Consider the following 22,669-nt stretch of genomic DNA (forward strand, 5'->3'; position numbering starts at 1 on the left):
ATGTCTCGGGGTGGACGCGCGACTGCGGGTCCGCGTCCGTGGTCGATGGTGGTCGTCGGTCAATCGGACGTCGGTGTCGCCAGCGGCCATCCGCCCGCTGCCAGCCGGGAGGCCACCCGAGCGATATCGTCCTCGCCCGGTTGCTCCTTGGCAACTCGGGCGATGGCGTCGGCGATCTCGTCCTGGTCGATCTCGTCGGTAGCCCGGCGTTCGCGCACCAGTTCCTCGACCACGATGCGCACCTCGTAGTCGGTGAGCCGCCGGTGCAGCACGGCGAGCAGGGCCACGTAGTCGTCCTGCGGGACCCCTTGCGGGTACCCGGCTTTGAGCCAGTCGAGCACCTTGCGCAGGATCGAACCGGACTGGCGCAGCGATGTGCGCGCGGCCTCCAGCAGATCGGTGTGTTCCGGCCGTGCGGTGTGTTCCGCGGGCCGGGATTCCGGCGGCTGGTCGGGCTGTTCGGGGGAGTTCACGGGCTGTACCTCTCTTCGCGGCGGCGTCACGCGCCGAACAGGTGGATGCCGAGCCGCGAGGCCAGAAAGCCCTTGGCGATGAACAGCACACCGACCACCACCGCGATGAGCACGATGGCGAAGCAGAGGCTGGCGACGGCCTGCGAGACCGCCCGGGAACCACCGTCGGCGCCATCGTCGACCCGGGCCTGGAAGCGGATGCCGAAGGCGAAGACGGCGGGCAGTCCGGCGCCGAAGATGACGGCGGCCAGCGTGACCTGGCCGAGGTCGGTGAGATTCGACAGCAAGGTGTGCATTCGCGACTCCTACCCGGTTCGGTTGGCGGTGGTCTCGGACTGCGCCGGACCGGATTCGGCGGTCGGGCCGGGGGTGGCGGCATTCGGCCGACCGGCCCCTTCGCCGATCCCCGGCCGGGGGTCCTGCGGTGTGGCGGTGTGCCGTGGTGTGGCGGCGCTCTGTGGCGCGCTGGTGCCATGCGGCGCCGTGGTGCCATGCGGCGCCGTGGTGTCGTGCGGCGCGGTGGTGTCGTGTGGCGCGGTGGTGTCTGGTGGTGCGGCGGTGCCCTGCCACTCGTCGTTGACATTGTGCGAGCCGACGGCCGTGCGCCGCGAACGCAGCCAGATGTAGGCGGCCGTGGCGATGAGCAGTCCGAAGACCACCAGCGTGCCCGCGGTGTCGCCGATGCCGTGCAGGATCGCCCAGCACACCGCGCCGACGATGCCCGCCATGGGCAGCGTCAGCACCCAGGCGACCACCATGCGGCCCAGCACCGTCCAGCGCACCTCGGCTCCGGGCCGTCCCAGCCCGGAACCCAGGATGGAGCCGGTCACCGTCTGCGTGGTGGACAGCGGCAGGCCGAAGTGGGCGGAGGTGAGGATGATCGCGCCGCTGGTGGCCTCGGCCGCGAAGCCCTGCGGCGGCGCGATGTCCACCAGGCCCTTGCCGAGGGTGCGGATGATCCGCCAGCCGCCCAGGCAGGTGCCGGCGGCGATGGCGATCGCGCAGGAGGTGATCACCCACAGCGGCAGCGGGTCGCCGGCGGTGGCGGAGCCGTGCGCGATGAGGGCCAGGAAGATGATGCCCATGGTCTTCTGCGCGTCGTTGGTGCCGTGCGCCAGCGAGACCAGGGAGGCCGAACCGATCTGGCCCCAGCGGAATCCGCGTTCCACGGTGTTCGTATTGCTGCCGCGCGTGATCCGGTAGACCAGCCAGGAGGCGAGGCAGGCGACCAGCGCGGCCACCACGGGGGCCAGCAGGGCCGGGATGATGATCTTGAACAGCACGCCCTTGTCACCGGCCGCCCACACCACGCCGTTCCAGCCCAGCGCGGCGACGGTCGCGCCGATGAGCCCGCCGAACAGCGCGTGCGAGGAACTCGACGGCAGTCCGAGCAGCCAGGTGAACAGATTCCACAGGATGCCGCCGACCAGCCCGGCGAACACGATGTCGAGCAGTGCTCGCCCGCTCACCTCGTCCAGGCGCACGATGCCGTCGGTGACGGTCGCCGCGACCGCGACGGACAGGAACGCGCCGATGAGGTTGAGTGCACCGGAGAGGAGTACGGCCCGGCGCGGGGGCAGCGCACCGGTGGCGATCGAGGTGGCCATCGCGTTCGCGGTGTCGTGGAATCCGTTGGTGAAATCGAATGCCAGCGCGGTGCACACCACGATCAGCAGAACGAGCAGTTCGGCAGACACGCCCCCAGTTTGCGGCACGCCGTTAACGTGCCGTTAACCGCCACCCCGCACCGAGTCGCAGCGGGCGGCATGTTATGCGCCATCGGCTGCGCTGCCCGAACGGCCGGAATGCGGTGCCCGGCCGGAATGCACTGCTCGCCGGGAACGCAGTGCTCGGCCGGAATGCGGTGCTCGGCGGGTCAGTGCTCGGCGGGCGGCCGGGAATCCCGGCGTAGCGGGTGCTCGGCGGGCACCTCCACCAGCACGATCGGCACCCCGTCCGGATCGCGCACCCACATCTCGATCAGCCCCCACGGCTCCCGCCGCGGCGCGCGGTCGATCGGCACCCCGCGCGCGGCGAGTTCGGCCGCGGCGTCCTCGGCGTCGCGCACCTGCAACCAGATCGCGCCCGAGAACCCCCGCGGCGCATCCTCGGCCCGCCCGTGCCCGGCCACCTCGATGAGCGACTGCCCCGCGAACAGCACCGTCCCACCCGGATATTCGCGCGCGACCGCCAACCCGAGACCGTCGCGATAGAACGCGAGGGTGGTCGCGTAGTCGGCCGGGCGCAGAATCACCCGGCTACTGAGCACGTCCATGCCCGAACCTCCTTGTTCGAATCGGTCGCGACCGCGCCCGGACGGCGGCGGCCAACCTGCACCGCCAGGTCTTCACGACCTCTGCGTACCCGGTGCGTACCCTCGGCGACAAATAGCCTGCTGACCTGGGAACTCAGAAGTACCAGGGATACGGTTTCCAGTCCGGCTTTCGCTTCTCCAGGAACGCGTCGCGGCCCTCCACGGCCTCATCGGTCATGTAGGCCAGGCGGGTCGCCTCCCCGGCGAACAGCTGCTGGCCGACCAGTCCGTCGTCGGTCAGGTTGAACGCGTACTTGAGCATGCGGATGGCCTGTGGTGACTTGCCGAGGATGTCGGCGGTCCACTCCAGGGCGACGTTCTCCAGCTCGTCGTGGTCGACCACGGCGTTCACCGCACCCATGTGGTGCATCTCCTCGGCGGTGTAGGGGCGGCCGAGGAAGAAGATCTCGCGGGCGAACTTCTGCCCGACCATCTTGGCGAGGTAGGCGCTGCCGTAGCCGCCGTCGAAGCTGCCCACATCGGCGTCGGTCTGCTTGAACCGGGCGTGTTCGCGGGAGGCCAGGGTGAGATCGCAGGTGACGTGCAGGGAGTGTCCGCCGCCCGCGGCCCAGCCGTTGACCAGGGCGATGACGACCTTGGGCATCATCCGGATGAGCCGCTGCACCTCGAGGATGTGCAGGCGTCCGGCCCGGGCGGCATCGACTGTGTCGGCGGTCTCGCCGCTGGCGTACTGGTAGCCGCTGCGGCCGCGGATGCGCTGGTCGCCGCCGGAGCAGAAGGCCCAGCCGCCGTCCTTGGCGCTGGGTCCGTTGCCGGTGAGCAGTACCGCGCCGACATCGGAGGTCATCCGGGCGTGGTCGAGCGTGCGGTAGAGCTCGTCGACGGTGTGCGGCCGGAAGGCATTGCGCACCTCGGGCCGATCGAACGCGATGCGCACGGTGCCCTGGTCGATATGCCGGTGATACGTGATGTCGGTGAGGTTCTCGAACCCGGGGACGGGCCGCCACAGCGTCGGATTGAAGGTCACGCGCTCGAACATAGTCGGCGATCGGACCCCCTTCGGCCGCTCCCGGGTGTGAGCTGCGGCGCGGCTCTCCACTTGACGGTGTAAAAACACCCGCTACCGTGCTGGTATGAGCGAACGTCCGAAACCTGTTATCGACGCCAGCGCGGTGGACCATGATCGGTACGAGCGGCACGGCGGATTTCCCAAGATCGTCGAGGCGCATCCCGGACCGGAATTCGGATCGTTCGTGGCGGCCATGCGCACCCTGCAGGACCTCGCCGTCTCGGTCGACGCTCCGGACGAGGTGTACGGGCGGGCGCTGCGGCAGGCGCACGAGCTCATCGAGCTGCTCGAGCCCTACCGCGCACCGGAGTTGGCGAGTCCGGCCGGGCGCGCCACCGCGCTGCCGGGGCGCGGGAGTTTGCTGATGCCGCCCTGGCGGGTGGTCGAGGCGGGGCCGGACGGGGTGCGCAGTCAAGGGGAGTTTCGGCGATATCACGTGGGCGGCAACAGCGCGGTGCACGGCGGCGTGCTGCCGTTGCTGTTCGATGACTTGTTCGGCACGCTCGTGCACTATGCGGGTCGACCGATCAGTAGGACAGCTTTCCTGCATGTGAACTACCGGAAGATCACCCCCGTCGAAACGCCATTGACCGTGGTAGGGACCGTGGATCGGGTCGAGGGACGCAAAACCTTCGTCAGCGCACGGCTATTGGATGAATCTGAAACGCTGCTGGCCGATTGTGAAGGGCTTATGGTGCAGTTGCTGCCTTGGCAGCCGTAGCGCGTCGGCATCGTGTGTGCGCGGGCACCGGTGCGTATAGTTGCGTGCGCTCGTTCATCGCAAACCTATCCGGAGGAACCTGAAAGTGGTTGCAGCACTGTCTGAATCCCTGCTCGACGACACCAAGCGCGCGGCCTTCCTGGCCGATGCCCAGTCGGTTCTCGACGCGGAGGTGTCGGATAAGGGCGGCGCGTCGGGTCTGGCTGTCAAGGGCGGCTACGCCGCGGTGAAGAAGGTCAGCCCCACCATCGTCGGTGACGCGCTGTCGTCTTTCGCGCCCAAGTTCGTCGAGAAGCTCGAGCCGTACTGGACCGAGTACAAGGCCGGCGGGGCAGGCTCTTTCGCCGATCTGCTGGTCGCCAAGCAGGACGAGGTTGCCGAAGCGCTGCTGGCCGTCACCGATGAGCGCGCCGCGGCGTCGTCGCGTCCGGCCCTGACCAAGGTCTACAACTCGATGCGGTCGTCGGCGAAGAAGCATGTCGCCGAGGCCCTTCCGCGGGTCGGCGATCTGGTGCAGCGGCACGCTGGCTGATTGAAACTGGTCGGTTCGCGGCCCCGGGTGGGCCGCGAAACCGCCGTGTGACACCGGCTGAAATCAGCCCTGGGACTTGCCGACTCGCCAGTATCCGGTGAAGGTGATGTCCGTTTTCGGGATGCCGTGCTCGACCAGATGGCGGCGCACTCCCGACACCAATGTCTGTTCACCCGCCGCCCAGGCGTACACGCCGCGGGTCGGGATATCCGCCGCGCGCACCGCCGCCGCGGCCGCCGCACCCACCTCGTCGTGCGCGTCGGCGCGCACCAGCCAGTGCACGTCCACCCCCGCCGGTTCGTCGAGCCGCTGCACGTCGTCGGCGTGCGGGACCTCGATGAACGCGACGCCCCGCAGATCGCGCGAGGCCGACCGCAGCACCCCGGCGATGGCGGGCAGCGCGCTCTCGTCGCCGAGCAGCAGAACGGATTCGGTGTGCTCGGGCGGCTGGAAGGTGATGCCCTCGTCGAGCAGCCCCACCTTGCCGCCGGGGGTGGCATTGTTCGCCCAGGCCGAGGCCGGGCTGTCGTCGCCGTGCGAGACGAAGTCCACATCCATTTCGGCGGTGGAGCCGAATTCGCCCGACCCGGCCGGTCGGTAGTCGCGCACGGTGTAGTTGCGGATCAGCGGACGGGTGTCCCTGCCCATCATGAGGTACTGCGCGTACCAGCCCAGGGTGCTGGTGGAGGTGGGTAGGCGCAGCGCTCCGTCCCTGCCCGGCAGGAACAACCGGAACCATTGATCGAAGCCCATGGGTTCGAAATCGCCCAGGCCCGTGCCGCCCAGGGTGACGCGGACGAAATTCGGGCTGATCCGCTTGCTCGCGAGCACTTCCGCGCTGATGAAGTCCCGGTGCTCGGGCTTGAGAAACTTGGTGCGCTTCGCCATGGCATCAAGTTAGCAAAGCCTAACTAAACCGAGGGGTGTGAGCGGGGCGACGCAGCGGGCGGAGCCACTGTCTGGGAGGCTGAGGGGCGTGAACCCTTCGACAGCACAGGCACAGGTCGTCGTCGACGAGCTGGCGCGCGGGGGCGTGCGGGACGTGGTGCTGTGCCCCGGCTCGCGAAACGCGCCGCTGGCCTTCGCCCTCCAGGCCGCCGACGCCGCGGGTCGGCTGCGGCTGCACATGCGCATCGACGAGCGCACCGCCGGCTTTCTGGCCATCGGGCTCGCGGTGGCCAGCGGCCGGCCGGTGCCGGTGGTCATGACCTCGGGCACCGCTGTCGCCAACCTCGGCCCCGCCGTGCTCGAGGCCAACTACGCGCGGGTGCCGCTCATCGTGCTCAGCGCCAACCGGCCCTACGAGATGCTCGGCACCGGGGCCAATCAGACCGTCGAACAGTTCGGGCTGTTCGGCAGCCAGGTGCGCGCCGCCATCAGCCTCGGGCTCGCCGAAGTGGAAGCCGATCCCGAATACAGCCGCCAGAACAGCGTGTGGCGTTCGGCCGTGTGCCGGGTGCTGGCCGCCGCCCGCGGCACCCGCTCCGGCAATGCCGGGCCGGTGCACTTCGACATTCCCCTGCGCGAACCGCTGGTGCCCGATGCCCGCGAGGGCGATCCGCTGCCGGCTGGCCGGGACAGCGGACGGCCCTGGACCGCAACGCAATACGCCACCCTGGACGTACCCCTCGACATCGACCTGTCGCCCGATACGGTCGTCATCTCCGGGCACGGCGCGGGGCACCGGCCGGAACTGGCCGCGCTGCCGACCGTCGCCGAACCCACCGCGCCCATGCACGGGCCGCCGCTGCACCCGCTGGCGCTGTCGCTGCTGCGGCCCAAGCAGGCCATCATCACCGGCCGCCCCACCCTGCACCGCCAGGTGTCGCGGGTGCTGGCCGACCCCGAGGTGACCGTGTACGCGCTCACCACCGGCCCGCGCTGGCCCGATGTGTCCGGCAATGTGGTGGGCACCGGCACCCGCGCGGTCACCTACGGCGCGCCCACCGCCGCCTGGCTGGACGGCTGCCGGGAGCTGGACGAGCGAGCGCGCGCGGTGATCCGCGCGGAACTGGCCGCGCATCCCAAGCCGACCGGACTGCATGTGGCGGCCGCGGTCATGGACGCCCTGCACGACGGGGATCAGCTGCTGCTCGGCGCGTCCAATCCGGTGCGCGACGCGGCGCTGGTATCGCATCCCCGCCCCGGCATCCGGGTGCTGTCCAATCGCGGCGTGGCCGGTATCGACGGCACCGTATCGGCGGCCGTCGGCGCGGCACTCTCGCACGAGGGGCGCACCCTGGCCCTCATCGGCGATCTGACCTTCCTGCACGACGCCTCCGGACTGCTCATCGGTCCGGGCGAGCCGCGGCCCAAGGACCTCACCATCGTGGTCGCCAATGACGACGGCGGCGGCATCTTCGAACTGCTGGAACAGGGCGACCCGCAGTACGCGGGCGTCTTCGAACGGGTCTTCGGCACCCCGCACGGCATGGACCTGGCCGCGCTGTGCGCCGCCTACCGGGTCCCGCACCGGCAGGTGGACCTGTCCGAACTGGCCGTGGAGCTGACCCGGCACGCCCACGGCATCCGGGTGCTCGAGGTCGCCACCGAACGCTCCAGCCTGCGGGAACTGCACGCCACCGTGCGCGCGGGCATCGCGGACTGAACCGCGTCGGTGCCCGCCGCGCGCGTGGACGGCGCGGCCGACGCGGGCCGGGCCGCTCTCCTGAACGCGAAGCGGCGGCGAACCCATCGGGGAGGTTCGCCGCCGCGTCCTTCGGGTCAGTACTCGCTGTCGGAGTCCGTGTCCTCGTAATCGTCGTCCAGGGGCACCGGAATGGACTGCTCGATCACGTCCGCCTCGTTCGCCTCCCAGGTGCGCTCGGGCTCCGGCGGCGTCTCGGTGTCGGCGTCGAAATCGTCCGCGGGGTAGCCGCCGTCGTCGTACGCCGGAACGGTCTGCTCGACGAAGTCGGCCTCCGGTACATCCTTCATGGCGTCGGTGATTCGATCTGTCATCAGGTGCTCCTCTCCAGCTGAGTCGACGGCCTGACCGTGGGCCGGGCATCCGGCGCGCACCGCCACCCGGCACTGTCGAGGATGCGCCCGATAGGCCGAGCTGGCAACCACCACGCGCGCACCGCCCGGTACCCGGGATGCCCGCCCTGCCTCGGATTATGCGCTCGTGCGCCTATTCGCCCGGCAGCGATCCGTTCTCGGCCGGATGCTCCACCAGCGCCACCACCCGGTTGGACAGGAAACGCGCGGTGCGCACCGGGGTGCCGGTGCGCGTGATCTCGCTGACCTCCACCACCCCGCGCGCGATCCGTGTTTCGACGCGCCGCCCGGCCCGGGTCGCGCGCACCTCGTAATTGCGGTAGCCGTCGCCGGTATCGACGACGATCTCCACTCGATCACCCTTCATCTACCAATTCTCCGCGCCGCCACGCGTTTTCGCTGCTAACGAGTCGGTTTCGGAGTGGCCGTGCACGCACATCCGCACGATCGGGCACGGGGCACCGATGAGTCTCGACGCGCCGAACAGTCCCTATGGGTGAGCGGACCGCCCGCCGTGGGCGTCCGATGCGTTCGGGAGGACCGATGGCTATGTCTGATACCGACAACAAGGCCGCATTCGATATGAAATCCGCCGCCGCGACCATGGCGGCGGTCGTCACCGCGATCACCGATGACCAGCTCGAGACCGCCACCCCCAGCGGCGGTATGCCGGTGCGGCAGCTGCTCGCCCATGTCGCCGGGCTCACGGAGGCCTTCCGCGCGGCCGCCACCAAGGAGTCGATCGGCCACTCGGTGTCCCCCACGGAGATGGAGCCCGAACTGCCCGACGATTGGCGCACCCGGATTCCCGCCCGGCTCGAGGCGCTGGTCGCCGCCTGGCGGGTGCCGTCGGCGTGGGAGGGGGACACCGAGGCGGGTGGGGTGCTGCTGCCCGCTCCCGAAATGGCGACGGTGGCCCTCAACGAACTGGTCATCCACGCCTGGGATCTGGCCCGCGCCACCGGCCAGCCCTACCACCCCGACAACGACGACGTCACCCTCCTGGCGGACTGGTTGCGCGCCACCCCCGAGGAGGGCACCCCCGGCCTCTTCGGCCCCGTCGTCCCGGTCCCCGACACCGCCCCCACTCTCGACCGCCTCATCGGCCTCACCGGCCGCGACCCGGCGTGGTCCCACTCTTGAAGCACGTCCACGCACGTCGTGACGCGACCCTCCGGAGTCTTGGTCGCTCCGGAGGTGACATGGCGTGGCTCCATCCTCGACGGAGCCGTGGCACCCCCCGACGACTGTCGCGGCCGAGCGGGTCGGCGTGACCGGTGCGTTGGTTCCGGCCCGGCCCTCGCGGTTGCGGCGTTCGTCGATGCGGTGGCCGGGTCGAGATGAGTGGGTGTCGCGATCGGGCGCTACCTGCCCGCGGGCCTGGTGCCGACGCGGTGGAGCCCGGGCAGGGCTGCGTATCGCTAAGCCGGCGTGACGAATACGCCCGCGCGGGCGGCGGCGGTCGCGGCGTCGGCGGCGGCGACGGCGGCGCTGTCGTCGATGGGGTCGCCGCTGGCGAGCAGGCGGTAGTAGAGGGGGGCGGAGACGGCGGAGAGGAGGGCGCGGGGGTCGGTGCCGACGGGGATCTCGCCGCGGGCGATGGCCGCGGTCACGCAGGGGGCCCATTCGGTCAGGCGGGTGTCGTAGAAGCGGCGCAATGCCGCGGCGGCGGCGGGGTCGCAGGTGGCGGCGGCGATGACGGCGGTGAAGAGGCGGCTCTGGCGGGGGTCGGTCAGGGTGGTGGCGACCAGACGGGCATTGGCCAGCAGGTCGCCCGCGAGGGTGCCGGTATCCGCATGGGGGAGTGAGGTTTCGGCCATGTCGACCAGGAGGTCGGCGATGAGGCCGGTGGGGGTGCGCCAGCGGCGGTAGACGGTGGTCTTGCCGACATCGGCGCGGGCGGCCACCTCGGTGAGGTCCAGGGCGGCGAATCCTTGTTCGGCGAGCAGGTCTCCGGCGGCGCGCAGGACCGCTTCGCGGACGCGGGCGGTGCGTCCACCTGGGCGGATAGAGCCGGGGACGGTGGTGTCCGGATTCATAACGGTCCTCCAGTTCCATTTGTGTCCACGGCAGTGTATCGTCGGGATTGTTAATGAAACTGTGGTTCCGTTAGGAGTGGGCAATGGAGTACCGTCGACTGGGCGCATCGGGCTTGCTGGTTCCGGCACTGAGCTTCGGCGCGGGTACCTTCGGTGGGCGCGGCGAACTGTTCTCCGCCTGGGGCGACACCGACGCGGCGCAGGCGCGCAGGCTGGTGGACATCAGCCTGGAAGCGGGCGTCACCATGTTCGACACCGCCGACGTGTATTCGGACGGAGCCTCGGAAGAAGTACTGGGCGAGGCGATTCGAGGGCGGCGCGACCGAGTGCTGCTGTCCACCAAGGCCGCACTGCCCACCGGTCCGGGACCCTACGACGCGGGCGCGGGCCGCTCCCGGCTCATCGGCGCGGTCGAGGGCTCGCTGCGACGGCTCGGTGTCGACCACATCGACCTGTTCCAGCTGCACGCCTTCGACGCCGGGACACCGGTGACCGAAACCCTCGCCGCACTGGACGATCTGGTGCGCGCGGGCAAGATCCGCTACGTGGGTGCATCCAACTTCGCGGGCTGGCAGCTCATGAAATCGCTGGCGGCGGCGGACCGGCACGGCTTCCCGCGCTATGTGGCGCACCAGGTGTACTACTCGCTGGTCGGCCGTGACTACGAGTGGGAACTCATGCCGCTGGCACAGGACGAGGGCGTCGGCGCGGTGGTCTGGAGCCCACTGGGCTGGGGTCGCCTCACCGGGAAGATCCGTCGCGGACAACCGCTTCCGGCGGGCAGCCGCCTGCACCGCACCGCGGAGGCCGGGCCGCCGGTGCGCGGCGAACTGCTCTACGACGTGGTCGACGTACTCGACGAGATCGCCGCCGACACGGGGCGCACCGTCCCGCAGATCGCCCTCAACTGGCTGCTCTCACGGCCCACCGTGTCCACGGTGATCGTGGGCGCGCGCAACGAGGAGCAGTTGCGCCAGAACCTCGGCGCGGTCGGCTGGCAGCTCGACGCCGACCAGCTCGCTCGCCTGGACAAGGCCAGCGCCACCACACCGCCCTACCCGTACTACCCCTACTACCGACTCCCGGACTTCACCCGCCTCAACCCGCCGCGGGTCTGAGCGGTCTCGGTGGCCGGGCTGGTCAGGGCGCCGAATACAGCCCCTGCGCCAGCACCGGCCACGAGGTCTTCAGATCGTCCTGCCAGTACCCCCAGGAGTGGGTGCCGCTGTCGCGGTAGACGAAGGTCGCCGGAATTCCCAACTCGTGCAACCGGTTCTGCAGATTGCGGTTGAACATGTCGACATTCGCCTCGATGAACGCGCCGATGGCGACCGTCTTCGGCGTCTCGATCGGCGGTTCCTCCCGGAACGGTCCGCCGGGGATGTCGTAGATCCCCGGAATGCCGTTGCCGGTCGAGACGAAGATATTGGTGCCGCGCAAACCCTCGGCGTGAATGGTCGGATCGTTGAGCTCCCAGAGCGGATTATCCGGTGCGCCCCACATATTCTCGACATCGCCGCCGCCCCACACCTCCACGGTCAGCCGCACCGCCTCCCGGGCGATCGGATCGCTGGTCTGGGTGATGCCGCTGTACACGGCGACACTGCGGAACATGCCGGGGTTCTCACGCACCAGATTCAGCACCGCCACACCCGCCATCGACAGGCCCGCGATGGCGTTCACGCCATTGGTGTTCAGGGCGGCGTCGATGAGCGGCGGCAGTTCCTCGCTCAGGTAGGTGTCCCACTTGTTCAGGCCCAGCACCGGATCGCGCCGCAGCCAGTCGGTGTAGAAGGCGAAACCGTTGGCCATGATCTGCACGACATTGATGTTCTTGTCGGACAGGAACTCCAGCGCGTCCGTGCGCAATTTCCAGGTGGCGGTGTCGATTCCGCCGCCCGCGCCGCTGAGCAGGTACAGGGTGGGACGCGGCTCGGAGGTGTCGGCCGGGCGCAGCACGTCCACCGGGATGGTCATATCCATTGCGGCGGAACGCACCTGGAGGCGGATATTGCGCTCGTCCTGCACCTCGATGCTCTCGACGTAGGATCCGTCCGGTGATCTCAGGTCGGGCACCGCGACGCCGGGAGCCCCGGTTACCGGTTCGGCGGCGGCCGCCTGTGCGCCGATCATGATCGATACGGCGGCAAGCAGCACCGCCAGAGCCCGTCGTCCCATGCCCGCCCTATCGCAAGATCAACAGGCGGGGTTACGCCGCGTGACTCAGTACACGTCGCGCACGTAGCGCTTCTCGGCGATGAGCTGCTTCTTGAAGGCCAGGGCGCCGTCCTCGTCCAGCTTGCCGTGAATGCGGGCGATCTTCAGCAGGGTCTCGTCCACGTCCTTGGCCATGCGTGCCGCATCGCCGCAGACGTAGAAGTGGCCGCCCTCGCGCAGCCACGCCCACAGCTCGGCGCCGTGCTCGATCATGCGGTGCTGGACGTAGATCCGCTCCCGCTGATCCCGGGAGAAGGCCAGATCCAGCCGGGTCAGGAAGCCGGAGCGGAACATGTCCTCGAGTTCGGTGCGGTAGTAGAAGTTGTCCCGGGCGTACTGGTCGCCGAAGAACAGCCAGTTGCGGCCGCGGCAGCCGAGGGCGCGACGCTCCTGCAGGAAGCCGCGGAAGGGGGCGATGCCGGTGCCGGGGCCGACCATGATCATGGGGGCGTTCGGGTCCAGCGGCGGGCGGAAGTGCGGGGCGCGCTGCAGGAAGATCGGCACCGGGGCGTCCGCGCGGTCGGACAGGAAGGTGGACGACACCCCGCCGCGCCGGGACGCCGAACCGATGGCCTCGGGGTCGCCATAGCGCACCACGCCCACCGTCAACTGCACCTCGTGCGGGCTGACCAGGGGACTGGAGGAGATCGAATACTGGCGCGGTTGCAGCTTCTTCAGCGTGCCCAGCCACTCCACCAGATCGGCCCGCACCGGGAAGTCGCGCAGCACGTCCACCGCCTGCCGATCCCACAGGTAGCTGTCCAGCTCGTTACGGTTGTCGCGGCGCAGCAGTTTCGCCAGCCGCGGGCTCGGATTGTGGTCGGCGATGAAGCCGAGCAGATCCTGCGACACCTTGGTGATGTCGAAATGGGTGCGCAGCGCCTCGGCGAGCGGCACCTCTCGATCGTCGACCTCGATCCCGCGCCGCCCGTCCAGCCCGGTGGCATCCAGCCATTCGGCCACCACCTTGTCGCAGTTGGCGGGCCGCACCCCCAGCGAATCCCCCACCTCGTAACCGGCCTCGAGCCCGCGCAGATCGAACCCGAACTGCCGCACCTCCTTCGCCGACCCCGGCCGCGACAGCAGCTCATTGCGCACCAGCGGCGCGGACACCGGCGCATTCCGGGTGAAGGGCGCGGGCGCGGTGCGCCGCGTACGCGCCGCCGTCGCGGTGGCGGACCGCCCCCCGGCCGCCCCGACTCCGACCCGGCCGCCGTCGATCCCCGCTGTCGCGTTGCCGACCCCACCACCGTTGCTCGCCTGCGGGCCGCTGCCCGCCGAACCGTGGCCGTATCCACCGGCAGCGCCGCTGACCGCAACCGCGTTACCGCCGACTCCGGCCGGTCGGCCCGCGCGGGTGGCTCCACCGCCGCCACCAGTGAAGCCACGGCTGTCATCACTGAATGCAGAACCGCCGATCCCGGCCGCGCCGGTGCCGAAACCGGCGGCGTCAGCACCGAATTCGGGGGCAGCGCCACCGTTCCCGCCGGGCCCGCGATCGACGGTGCCCGCCGGGTCGCCGTCAGCCGCCGCCCCGTCGGCCTCGGTGAGGGCGGCGAGTGCCTCCGTCAGCCACTGGTCGGCCAGGTCCTCGTAGTCTGGTTCGCTGTCGATCCGGGAGAGCAGCCGGGTCGCACCGCGTTTCGCGAGCAGTTCGTCGAGTTTGCGGCCGTGGCCGCAGAAGTCGTCGTAGGAGGAGTCGCCGAGGGCGAAGACGGCGTAGCGGACGCCGACGAAGCGGGTGGCGCTGTCGGTCAGCCGTTCCCAGAAGTCCGCGCCGTTGTCGGGCGGGCCGCCGTCGCCGAAGGTGCTGCTGATGATGAGCACGTCTCCGGTCAGATCGGACAGTTCGGCGGAGTCCATATCGAGCAGCCGTGGCGTGAAACCGGATTCGGCCAGTCGGGTGGCGGCGGCCGCCGCGAACTCCTCGGCGGTGCCGGTCTGGGACGCCCAGAGCACGGTCACCGTGCGCGGCGGAGCCGCCGCGGGCGCATCGGCGGGGCCCGCGTCCAGCCCGATACCTGCGATGCGGGAGTACATTCCGGCCAGCAGCCCGTCGACCCACATGCGAGCGGCGGGCGAGATGGGCGCGGTCTCCGGCAGCACCGGCTGCCCGGTCACCGGAAGCGAGTGCAGCGCGGCGAGATATCCGCCGAGATAGACGCGCTCGGTCTCGCTCAGGGTGGGCGCGGTGGCCCCCTCGAGTCCGAGCATGGTCGCCAGCGGATGCGGTCCGCTGGACATCGCCGGCGCGGCCGCCGGTGCTCCGCCGGGTGGACCCGCTGCGCCCGCGTACATTCCAGCTACACCCCCAGCAGTTCCCGATGCGCCCGCAGCAGTTCCAACTGCCCCCACGGCCCCCGCCGCGCGCGCGGCTACTCCCGCCGTGCCTGCGAGCATCCCCGCTGCGCCCGCGAGCACTCCCGATGTGCCCGCCGACGACTCCCGGTCATCCCCGGTCGTCCCCGCAGCGCCCTCCGACAGCACGGCCACCTTCCGCAGCCGGACGGCGCACGCCTTGAACTCCGGTTGCAGCGAGGCCGGGTCCACCGCGTCGTTGGTGACGGCATTGATGGTCAGGTACTCGCCCTGTTCGTCATTCCAGTGGAACGGCGCGAAGCAGGAGCCCGGCCGGGTGCGGTCGCCGACCACGACCGGCAGCACCGCCCGCCCACGGCGGGAAGCGATTTCGAGGTGGTCGCCGTCGCGCACATCCAGCCGCTCGGCGTCGTCGGGATGCACCTCGACGAACGGCTTCCCGTTCAGCTTGGTGAGTTTCGCGATCTTCCCGGTCTTGGTCATGGTGTGCCACTGGTGCTGGAGGCGACCGGTGTTGAGCACGAACGGGAAGTCCTCGTCGGGCATCTCCTCGGGCAGCAGATGCGGGCGCGGCCAGAACACCGCGCGGCGGCTGGGCGTGGCGAAGGCCAGCCGCGGGGTGTGCCCGTCCGCGGCGGTGAACAGCGGCTGGCTGACACCGTCGTTCAGATAGCGAATGGGATTGCGCCGCCGCTCCGGATCGGGGCACGGCCACTGCATGGGCCCCTCGCGCAGCGCCTCGTAGCTGATGCCGCGCAGGTCGTACCCCGTGGCCGGATTGCTGAACCGCGTGATCTCCTCGAACACCTCGGCGCTCGACGCGTAGTCGAATCCCTCGAACCCCATGGCGGTGGCGACCTGCGCGATGAGCAGCCAGTCCGGCCGCGCCTCGCCCACCGGATCGACCGAGCGCCGCAGCAGCGTCATGGTGCGTTCCGAATTCACCATCACCGCATCCGATTCCGCCCACAGCGTGGCGGGCAGCAGCACGTCGGCGTAGGCGTTGGTGGCTGTCTCGGTGTACACGTCCTGCGCGATCACCAGCTCCGCCGCTTCCAAGCCCGCGATCACCGTCTTCCGGTTCGCCACGGAGGCAACCGGATTGCTGCAGATGACCCAGCACGCCTTGATATCCCCGTCGGCCAGGCCGCGGAACATCTCGATGGTGCCGGGGCCGCCGGTGTCCCGGATGGTGTCCGGCTCCACGCCCCACACGGTCTCCACGAAGGCGCGATCGGCCGCCGACAGCACCGCGCGCTGTCCGGGCAGTCCCGGACCCATATAGCCCATCTCCCGGCCGCCCATGGCATTCGGCTGCCCGGTCAGTGAGAACGGCCCGCTGCCGGTGCGCCCGATGGCCCCGGTGGCCAGGTGCAGATTGCAGAGGGCGTTGGTGTTCCAGGTGCCGTGCGTGGACTGGTTCAGACCCATGGTCCACAGCGACATCCACTCGCCCGCCGCCCCGATCCAGCGGGCGGCGGTGCGCAGCTCCGCCTCGTCGACGCCGGTGATCTCGGCGACCCGCGCGGGCGGGTAGTCGGCCAGGAACTCCGGCATGGCCGCCCAGCCCTCGGTGTGCTCGGCGATGAAGTCGGCGTCGATGTCCCCGTTCTCGACCAGCAGGTGCAGCAGGCCGTTGAGCAGCGCCAGATCGGTGCCGGGCGCGATCTGCAGGAACAGGTCGGCCCGCGCCGCCGTATCGGTGCGGCGCGGATCCACCACGATCAGCTTCGCGCCCGCCTTCAACCGGTCGGCCATGCGCAGGAACAGGATCGGATGGCAGTCGGCCATATTCGCGCCGATCACGAAGAACAGGTCGGCGTGGTCGATGTCGTCGTAGGAGCCGGGCGGGCCGTCCGCGCCCAGCGACTGCTTGTAGCCGGTGGCCGCACTGGCCATGCACAGCCGCGAATTGGCCTCGATGTGCACGGTCCGCAGGTACCCCTTGGCCAGTTTGGTGGCCAGGTACTGCGCCTCCATCGACATCTGCCCGGACACGTACAGGGCGATGGCGTCGGGTCCGTGGGTGTCGAGGATCACCCGCAGTCGGTCGGCGGCCTCCTGGACGGCCGCGTCGACCGGCACCGCCACCGGTGTCTGCCCGCGCTCGGGCCGCCGGTACGCGGTCGCCATCCGGCCCGGTGTGGTCTGTAGTTCGAGATGGGTCGCCCCCTTGGTGCACAGGCGTCCGGCGTTGACCGGGTGCAGCTTGTCACCGCTCACCTTGGCGATCACGGTCGCGCCGTGTTCGTCGGTCCCGGTGTCGACGGTGATGCCGCAGCCCACGCCGCAGTAGGAGCACGCCGTGCGGGTGCTCGTGCGGGGGGTGGCTGCATCCGACATGAGACCGATCATCCCGATCCCCGATTGCGCCGGATTTAACCGACGTTATCGGCAGGTGACAAAACTCCTCACAGCGCGCACGAGCCGTAGTGAGGTCGCTGACCTGCGGTGATTTAGAACACAGGGGCGAATTCGGCCCGAATCGTCAGCCCAGTTTGTAGGCGCGGTGCAGCGCCACCACCCCGCCGGTCAGATTGCGCCACCCGACCCGCGACCAACCGGCGTCGGCAATGCGCAGCGCCAGCTGCGACTGCGTCGGCCAGGCCCGGATCGACTCGGCCAGGTACACGTAGGCGTCCGGATTGCTGGAGACCGCGCGCGCCACCTTCGGCAGCGCCTTCATCAGGTACTCCATGTAGACGGTGCGGAACGGGCCGAACACCGGCGTCGAGAACTCCGCCACCACCAGCCGTCCGCCCGGTTTGGTGACGCGCAGCATCTCGCGCAGCGCCTGATCTGGATCGGCCACATTGCGCAGCGCCAAGGCGATGGTCACGGCATCGAAGGAGGCGTCGGCGAAGGGCAGGCGCATGGCGTCGCCGGCCACCATCGGCACCTTGCGATGCCGTCCGGCGGCGAGCATGCCCTGCGAGAAGTCCGCCGCCACCACCCAGGCGCCGGATTTGGCCAGATCTACCGTGGACACGCCGGTTCCGGCCCCGAGGTCCAGCACCCGCTCACCGGGCCGTAGCGCGAGGGCCTTGCGCGTCGCCCAGCGCCAATACCGGTCCTGTCCTGCGGAGATGACGGTATTGGTCAGGTCGTACCGCTTCGCGACCCCGTCGAACATCGACGCGACCTCGTGCGGCTTCTTGTCCAGCGAGGCCCGAAACGATTCCCGCCGCTCTGTTTTCGCCACAGTCGAACCCTAGCGTTCCCGGCGCGACAGCAGCCACAGCGTGGGCAGCGCCACGCCCCAGGTCACCACGATCACCGACAGCGTGGGGATGATGGCCACCCGCACATCCCGGCCCGCCACCCGCACCAGGTCCGGATCGCTGCGCCGGTACTCGACGTTGATGCGTTCGCCCACCGTCAGTTTGGTGGGGTAGAGCACCCCCACCCGCGGATTGTGGGTCTTGCCGTCCGGAGTGACGAAGATGACGGCCGAACGCAGGCGGCCCGCCGACAGCACCTCACCGGTAGCCACACCTTTGTCGGAGTTGATCAGATAGTCATCGCGCCAGGCCGCGAGCAGCAGCAGCACCGATAGCGCGCTGATAGCGGTAGCGGCGATGAGGACCCCGATCCGGGTCCGCCGCAAGCGAAGCGCACGGTGCCGCATCGTGTTGGCAGACTGGCTGGTTTCCGACACTTCACCAGCTTATTCAACGGCTCGACTAGCGTGTGCGGCCATGTCCCGAAAAATCAGCTTCACCGTGCAGTACAGCGTTCCGGTCGAAGATCTTCACCGGGCACTCACCTCCGACGACGTGTGGCGGTCGCGCTTCGCCGACGCCGCCACCGCCACCCTGGATCTCTCGCACCCCGAGGGACCCGGCACCATCCGCATCCATATGACCGAAAAGGCGCCCGAGGAGAAGATTCCCAGCATCGTCACCAAGGTGCTCAAGAGCGAACTCGTCCTCGAGCGCACCGACAACTGGGGTGCCCTCGACGGCGAGATCGCCAAGGGCGACTTCAAGGGTGCGTCCAAGGGCATCACCACCGAGATGGAGGGCACCTACGAACTGCGGCCCACCGCCGCGGGCTCCGAAATCGAGGTGAACGGCATCGTGGCCGTCAAGGTCGCCATCGTGGGCGGCGCCATCGAACCGCTGGTGGAGAACCTGCTCCACAAGGTGATGGACAGCGAACGCAAGCACATCGAGGCTTGGTACGCCACCCAGAACGCCTAGGAACCAAGCAGTTTCGTGCCCGCCCGTATCGCACGGGCGGGCACGCCCGTCTCGGGCACACCGCACGTCGTACCCACGCTGGAACGGCTCGGCATGGGTGGCACCCACCGGCCGGATCGACGGCCGACCGCTAGAGGTGCCGGGGGCCGCCCGCCAGCTGCTCCAGGCGCGCGATGCGCTCGGCCATGGGTGGATGGGTGGAGAACAGGCGGGCCACCTTGTCCCCGGCGCGGAACGGGTTCGCGATCATCATGTGCGATTCGGCCGCCAGGCGCGGTTCCGGCGGCAGCGGAGCGGCCTGCACCCCGCGTTCGATCTTGCGCAGGGCCGAGGCCAGGGCCAGCGGGTCGCCGGTGAGTTCGGCACCGTCCTGATCGGCCTGGAATTCGCGGGAGCGGGAGACGGCCAGCTTGATCAGCGTTGCCGCGATCGGACCCAGCAGCGAGACCAGCAGGATGCCGAGCATATTCGGGCCCTCACCATTGCGGTTCCCACCGAAGGCGCTGGCGAAGAAGGCCAGATTGGCCAGCCCGGAGATGACCGAGGCCAGCGCACCCGCCACCGACGAGATGAGGATGTCCCGGTTGTACACGTGCGAAAGCTCGTGGCCCAGCACCGCGCGCAGCTCGCGCTCGTCCAGTATCTGGAGGATGCCGGTGGTGCAGCACACCGCCGCGTGCCGGGGACTGCGGCCGGTCGCGAAGGCGTTCGGCGCGTTGGTGGGGCTGATGTAGAGCCGCGGCATGGGCTGGCGCGCGGTGGTCGCCAACTCCCGCACGATGCGATACATGACCGGCGCTTCCAGTTCGGTCACCGGCTGCGCGTGCATGGCCCGCAGCGCCAGCTTGTCGCTGTTGAAGTACGCGTAGGCGTTCATGCCCACGGCCAGCAGGATCGACAGCACCAGGATCGTCGGATTGCGGAACATTGCCCCGGCGAACACGATCAGCGCCGACATTCCGACCAGGAGCCCGAAGGTCTTCAACCCGTTCGAAAAACTGTGCCCGTGCATCGGTCTCCTTCTGCCGCGCCCCTCCCAGTGTGCGTTACACCAGGTCAACGATGAGCACGGTGAAACGGGTTCCCGGATGCGACCCGGGCCACGGTCGTCGGCCTCAGCCCACGCGTTCGATGGTGTAGCGCACCAGGCGCTCCAGCGCCTCGTTGGCGGGCCCGGCCGGCAGCGCGGACAGCTCCGCGTGCGCGATATCGGCGTAGCCCTGCAACTTCTCCTTGGCCAGCAGCATGCCGCGCGAGCGCGACAGCAGCTCCAGCGCCTCCTCCACCTCGGTGTCGGTCTCCAGCGGGCGGGCCAGCAGCTTGCGCAGCCGGTCGCCCTCCGGGCCCTCGTCGCGCAGCGCGTACAGCACCGGCAGGGTGTGCACCCCCTCGCGCAGGTCGGTGCCCGGAGTCTTGCCGGACTGCTCCGACACCGAGGAGATGTCGATGATGTCGTCGGAGATCTGGAAGGCGGTGCCCACCGCGTCGCCCAGCCGCGCCAGCCGCTCCACATGCTCGGGGTCCGCACCGGAGAAGGTGCCGCCGAACCGGCCCGAGGCCGCGATGAGCGAGCCGGTCTTCTCCCACACCACCCGCAGATAGTGCTCCACCGGATCCTGGGATTCCTTGGCGCCCAGCGTCTCCCGCATCTGCCCGGTCACCAGCTCGGCGAAGGTCTCGGCGATGATGCGCACCGCGTCCGGACCCAGCGTGGACACCAGGCGCGAGGCGTGCGCGAACAGGTAGTCACCGGAGAGGATCGCGATGGAATTGCTCCAGCGCGAATTCACGCTCGGCGCGCCGCGGCGCATCGGGGCCTCGTCCATCACGTCGTCGTGGTACAGCGTCGCCAGATGCACCAGCTCGACCACGGTGCCCGCCGTGATCAGGTCCGGGCTGTCGGGCTTGGGGCCCAGCTGCCCGGTGAGGATGGTGAACAGCGGCCGGAACCGCTTCCCACCCGCCCGTGCCAGGTGCAGCGCCGCCTCCTGCAGGAATTCCTCCCCGTCGGACAGCTCCCGGATCAGCAGATCCTCGACCTCCACCAGGCCGTTCCGCACGGTTGCGGCGAGCTCCGGATCGCCGAGATCCACCCCCGCAACCACGGTGCTCTCATCGCTCACAGCCGATGCGCTCATTTCATCTCCCAGTGCCGCGTCCGACCCCACGGGGAAGAACCTAGCGTGTCGCCACTTATATCCCCATGGAACACCACCGTAGTGGGACGCAAAGAACACCGGCCGCCCCCGCACCTCCACCCCCGGCCCGTAGCGAAACCAACGAGGTCCGCGTCTGCGGCGAGCCTCCCTGTTCGCGTCCGTAGCGCAGCCTGCCCTACGGCTCGTGTCCGTGGCAGGGACTGCCTGGTCCACATCCGTAGCGCAACCCTCATGGGTTCGCGGCGCGTCCCGGTTCTGGACTGACCGGAGCGGAGGAGCGAAGCGGGGGAGCGGAGGGAGGGAAGAACCGGGACTTTCAGCGCCGCGAATCCGCCCGGAGCGCAGCGGAGGGCAAATCGAACACAGCCCGTGCCAGTATGGGTCCCATGGGTTCACCGGAGACGACGCCCGGGCAGGGGTCGATGTCGGACGTATTGCCCGCGCACGCGGAGGTGCTGGTGGTGGGGGCGGGACCGGCCGGGTCGGCCGCCGCCGCATGGGCGGCGCGGGCCGGGCGGGACGTGCTGGGAGTGGATTCCGCGGTGTTCCCGCGCGACAAGACCTGCGGTGACGGGCTGACTCCGCGCGCCACGGCCGAACTCGAGCATCTGGGGCTGGGGGAGTGGCTGCGCGCGCATACCGTGAACCACGGTCTGCGCATGGCCGGATTCGGGCGTGAGGCGCTGCTGCCCTGGCCGGAGGGGTCGTTCCCGAGTTACGGCAGCGCCGTGCCGCGCACCGAACTCGACGACAAGCTGCGCGAGACCGCGATGAAGGCGGGTGCCCGCATGGTGGACGGCGCGCGCGTGGTCGAGGTGGCCCGCGACGGCGACCGGGTCACCGGCGTCACGGTGAAGACCGACGGCGGGTTGCACGCCATCAGCTGCAAGACGCTGATCGTGGCCGACGGCGTGCGGTCGCCGGTGGGCAAGCTGCTGGGCCGCACCTGGCATCGGCAGTACGCCTACGGCGTGGCGGCCCGCGCCTACATCACCTCCGCCCGCAGCGACGACCCGTGGATCACCTCGCACCTGGAACTGCGGGATGCCGAGGGCAGCCTGGTCCCCGGCTACGGCTGGGTGTTCCCGCTGGGCAACGGCGAGGTCAATATCGGCGTCGGCTCCCTGGCCACCGAACGCCGCCCCTCGCACATCTCGCTGAAACCGCTGCTCCAGCACTATGTCTCGCTGCGCCGCGAGGAGTGGGGGTTCGAGGGTGAGGCCCGCGCGGTGGCGTCGGCGCTGCTGCCCATGGGCGGCGCGGTCTCCCGCGTGGCGGGCCGCAACTGGGCGCTGGTGGGCGACGCCGCCGGATGCGTGAACCCGCTCAACGGTGAGGGCATCGACTACGGCCTGGAGGGCGGCCACATGCTCGCCGGCATTCTGGACGAGCCCGATCTGTCCACGCTGTGGCCGGATATGCTGCGCGCCCGCTACGGCCGCACCTTCTCGGTGGCGCGCCGACTGGCCGGATTCGCCACCCATCCCAAGACGGTGCCGCTCGGCGGCCCGCCGGTCATGCGCTCGAAACTTTTGCAGCGCACCGCCGTTCGCGTCATGGGCAATCTGGTCACCGATGAGGACGTGGATCTGACCGCCAAGCTGTGGCGGAGCGCGGGACGCGCTTCGCTGCGCCTGGACGAACTCCAGCCTTTCTCCTGATC

General features: G+C 69.8%; 22 protein-coding genes. 7 read left to right on the forward strand and 15 right to left on the reverse strand.

The features are described from left to right. Positions 1 to 59: 59 nt before the first annotated feature. From FOH10_RS00165 to FOH10_RS00185, 5 genes are all read right to left on the reverse strand, one after another. Positions 60 to 473: a DUF3349 domain-containing protein gene (locus FOH10_RS00165; protein WP_308212904.1), complete on the reverse strand. Its 414-nt coding sequence runs from the start codon at positions 471 to 473 to the stop codon at positions 60 to 62. A 26-nt stretch (positions 474 to 499) separates the two neighbouring features. After that, positions 500 to 769, reverse strand: coding sequence for a hypothetical protein (locus tag FOH10_RS00170; protein ID WP_143979158.1), 270 nt, complete (start codon positions 767 to 769; stop codon positions 500 to 502). A gap of 9 nt (positions 770 to 778) precedes the next feature. Beyond that, on the reverse strand, positions 779 to 2,170 hold the full coding sequence (locus FOH10_RS00175) for an inorganic phosphate transporter (RefSeq protein ID WP_143979159.1): 1,392 nt from the start codon (positions 2,168 to 2,170) through the stop codon (positions 779 to 781). Between the two features lie 179 nt (positions 2,171 to 2,349). Further along, the gene (locus FOH10_RS00180; protein WP_143979160.1) at positions 2,350 to 2,748 is read right to left on the reverse strand and encodes a VOC family protein; all 399 of its coding nucleotides are present in this window, start codon (positions 2,746 to 2,748) and stop codon (positions 2,350 to 2,352) included. Positions 2,749 to 2,881: 133 nt separating this feature from the next. Continuing rightward, on the reverse strand, positions 2,882 to 3,775 hold the full coding sequence (locus FOH10_RS00185; protein ID WP_143979161.1) for a 1,4-dihydroxy-2-naphthoyl-CoA synthase: 894 nt from the start codon (positions 3,773 to 3,775) through the stop codon (positions 2,882 to 2,884). A 106-nt stretch (positions 3,776 to 3,881) separates the two neighbouring features. Here FOH10_RS00185 and FOH10_RS00190 point away from each other — a divergent pair, with 106 nt between their 5' ends. Both FOH10_RS00190 and FOH10_RS00195 read left to right on the forward strand, forming a co-directional pair. Then, the gene (locus tag FOH10_RS00190) at positions 3,882 to 4,538 is read left to right on the forward strand and encodes a PaaI family thioesterase (RefSeq protein ID WP_143979162.1); all 657 of its coding nucleotides are present in this window, start codon (positions 3,882 to 3,884) and stop codon (positions 4,536 to 4,538) included. A gap of 85 nt (positions 4,539 to 4,623) precedes the next feature. Beyond that, positions 4,624 to 5,070, forward strand: a complete 447-nt coding sequence (locus FOH10_RS00195) for a DUF6918 family protein (protein ID WP_029925982.1) — start codon at positions 4,624 to 4,626, stop codon at positions 5,068 to 5,070. Positions 5,071 to 5,133: 63 nt separating this feature from the next. Here the strand turns inward: FOH10_RS00195 and FOH10_RS00200 are convergent, their stop codons facing one another. Continuing rightward, complete coding sequence (locus FOH10_RS00200) at positions 5,134 to 5,958, reverse strand: siderophore-interacting protein (protein ID WP_143979163.1); 825 nt, start codon at positions 5,956 to 5,958, stop codon at positions 5,134 to 5,136. Positions 5,959 to 6,046: 88 nt separating this feature from the next. Between FOH10_RS00200 and menD the strand changes: the two genes are divergently transcribed. Next, positions 6,047 to 7,678, forward strand: coding sequence for a 2-succinyl-5-enolpyruvyl-6-hydroxy-3-cyclohexene-1-carboxylic-acid synthase (menD, locus tag FOH10_RS00205; RefSeq protein WP_029925978.1), 1,632 nt, complete (start codon positions 6,047 to 6,049; stop codon positions 7,676 to 7,678). Positions 7,679 to 7,794: 116 nt separating this feature from the next. Here menD and FOH10_RS00210 read toward each other — a convergent pair whose 3' ends face one another. Continuing rightward, positions 7,795 to 8,031 carry a hypothetical protein gene (locus tag FOH10_RS00210; RefSeq protein WP_029925976.1) on the reverse strand — a complete coding sequence of 79 codons (237 nt, stop codon included), beginning with the start codon at positions 8,029 to 8,031 and terminating at the stop codon, positions 7,795 to 7,797. Positions 8,032 to 8,203: 172 nt separating this feature from the next. Then, positions 8,204 to 8,437: a hypothetical protein gene (locus FOH10_RS00215; RefSeq protein WP_029925973.1), complete on the reverse strand. Its 234-nt coding sequence runs from the start codon at positions 8,435 to 8,437 to the stop codon at positions 8,204 to 8,206. Between the two features lie 182 nt (positions 8,438 to 8,619). Here FOH10_RS00215 and FOH10_RS00220 point away from each other — a divergent pair, with 182 nt between their 5' ends. Beyond that, positions 8,620 to 9,213, forward strand: a complete 594-nt coding sequence (locus tag FOH10_RS00220) for a TIGR03086 family metal-binding protein (protein WP_221937909.1) — start codon at positions 8,620 to 8,622, stop codon at positions 9,211 to 9,213. 278 nt (positions 9,214 to 9,491) lie between these two features. Here FOH10_RS00220 and FOH10_RS00225 read toward each other — a convergent pair whose 3' ends face one another. Beyond that, positions 9,492 to 10,109 (reverse strand): TetR/AcrR family transcriptional regulator, encoded by a 618-nt coding sequence (locus FOH10_RS00225; protein WP_143979164.1) that lies wholly within the window; start codon positions 10,107 to 10,109, stop codon positions 9,492 to 9,494. A gap of 83 nt (positions 10,110 to 10,192) precedes the next feature. Between FOH10_RS00225 and FOH10_RS00230 the strand changes: the two genes are divergently transcribed. Continuing rightward, complete coding sequence (locus FOH10_RS00230) at positions 10,193 to 11,227, forward strand: aldo/keto reductase (RefSeq protein ID WP_143979165.1); 1,035 nt, start codon at positions 10,193 to 10,195, stop codon at positions 11,225 to 11,227. A gap of 22 nt (positions 11,228 to 11,249) precedes the next feature. Here FOH10_RS00230 and FOH10_RS00235 read toward each other — a convergent pair whose 3' ends face one another. From FOH10_RS00235 to FOH10_RS00250, 4 genes are all read right to left on the reverse strand, one after another. Then, a complete protein-coding gene (locus FOH10_RS00235) occupies positions 11,250 to 12,287 on the reverse strand; it encodes an alpha/beta hydrolase (protein WP_143979166.1) in 1,038 nt (345 codons plus the stop codon). A 45-nt stretch (positions 12,288 to 12,332) separates the two neighbouring features. Further along, complete coding sequence (locus tag FOH10_RS35335) at positions 12,333 to 16,988, reverse strand: bifunctional nitrate reductase/sulfite reductase flavoprotein subunit alpha (RefSeq protein ID WP_244961500.1); 4,656 nt, start codon at positions 16,986 to 16,988, stop codon at positions 12,333 to 12,335. 145 nt (positions 16,989 to 17,133) lie between these two features. Continuing rightward, complete coding sequence (locus FOH10_RS00245) at positions 17,134 to 17,778, reverse strand: demethylmenaquinone methyltransferase (RefSeq protein ID WP_244962162.1); 645 nt, start codon at positions 17,776 to 17,778, stop codon at positions 17,134 to 17,136. Between the two features lie 78 nt (positions 17,779 to 17,856). Then, positions 17,857 to 18,273 carry a DUF3592 domain-containing protein gene (locus tag FOH10_RS00250; RefSeq protein WP_029925960.1) on the reverse strand — a complete coding sequence of 139 codons (417 nt, stop codon included), beginning with the start codon at positions 18,271 to 18,273 and terminating at the stop codon, positions 17,857 to 17,859. 70 nt (positions 18,274 to 18,343) lie between these two features. On the opposite strand from FOH10_RS00250, the gene FOH10_RS00255 reads away from it, so the two are divergent. After that, positions 18,344 to 18,847 (forward strand): DUF2505 domain-containing protein, encoded by a 504-nt coding sequence (locus FOH10_RS00255; protein ID WP_143979169.1) that lies wholly within the window; start codon positions 18,344 to 18,346, stop codon positions 18,845 to 18,847. A gap of 130 nt (positions 18,848 to 18,977) precedes the next feature. Here FOH10_RS00255 and htpX read toward each other — a convergent pair whose 3' ends face one another. Both htpX and FOH10_RS00265 read right to left on the reverse strand, forming a co-directional pair. Continuing rightward, positions 18,978 to 19,859 (reverse strand): zinc metalloprotease HtpX, encoded by an 882-nt coding sequence (gene htpX / locus FOH10_RS00260; protein WP_143979170.1) that lies wholly within the window; start codon positions 19,857 to 19,859, stop codon positions 18,978 to 18,980. Positions 19,860 to 19,962: 103 nt separating this feature from the next. Then, positions 19,963 to 20,985, reverse strand: a complete 1,023-nt coding sequence (locus tag FOH10_RS00265; protein ID WP_280525736.1) for a polyprenyl synthetase family protein — start codon at positions 20,983 to 20,985, stop codon at positions 19,963 to 19,965. Between the two features lie 407 nt (positions 20,986 to 21,392). On the opposite strand from FOH10_RS00265, the gene FOH10_RS00270 reads away from it, so the two are divergent. Continuing rightward, positions 21,393 to 22,667, forward strand: a complete 1,275-nt coding sequence (locus FOH10_RS00270; protein WP_143979171.1) for a geranylgeranyl reductase family protein — start codon at positions 21,393 to 21,395, stop codon at positions 22,665 to 22,667. Positions 22,668 to 22,669: the final 2 nt, after the last annotated feature.

The sequence above is a fragment of the Nocardia otitidiscaviarum genome (assembly GCF_007362295.1).
Lineage (GTDB): Bacteria > Actinomycetota > Actinomycetes > Mycobacteriales > Mycobacteriaceae > Nocardia > Nocardia otitidiscaviarum.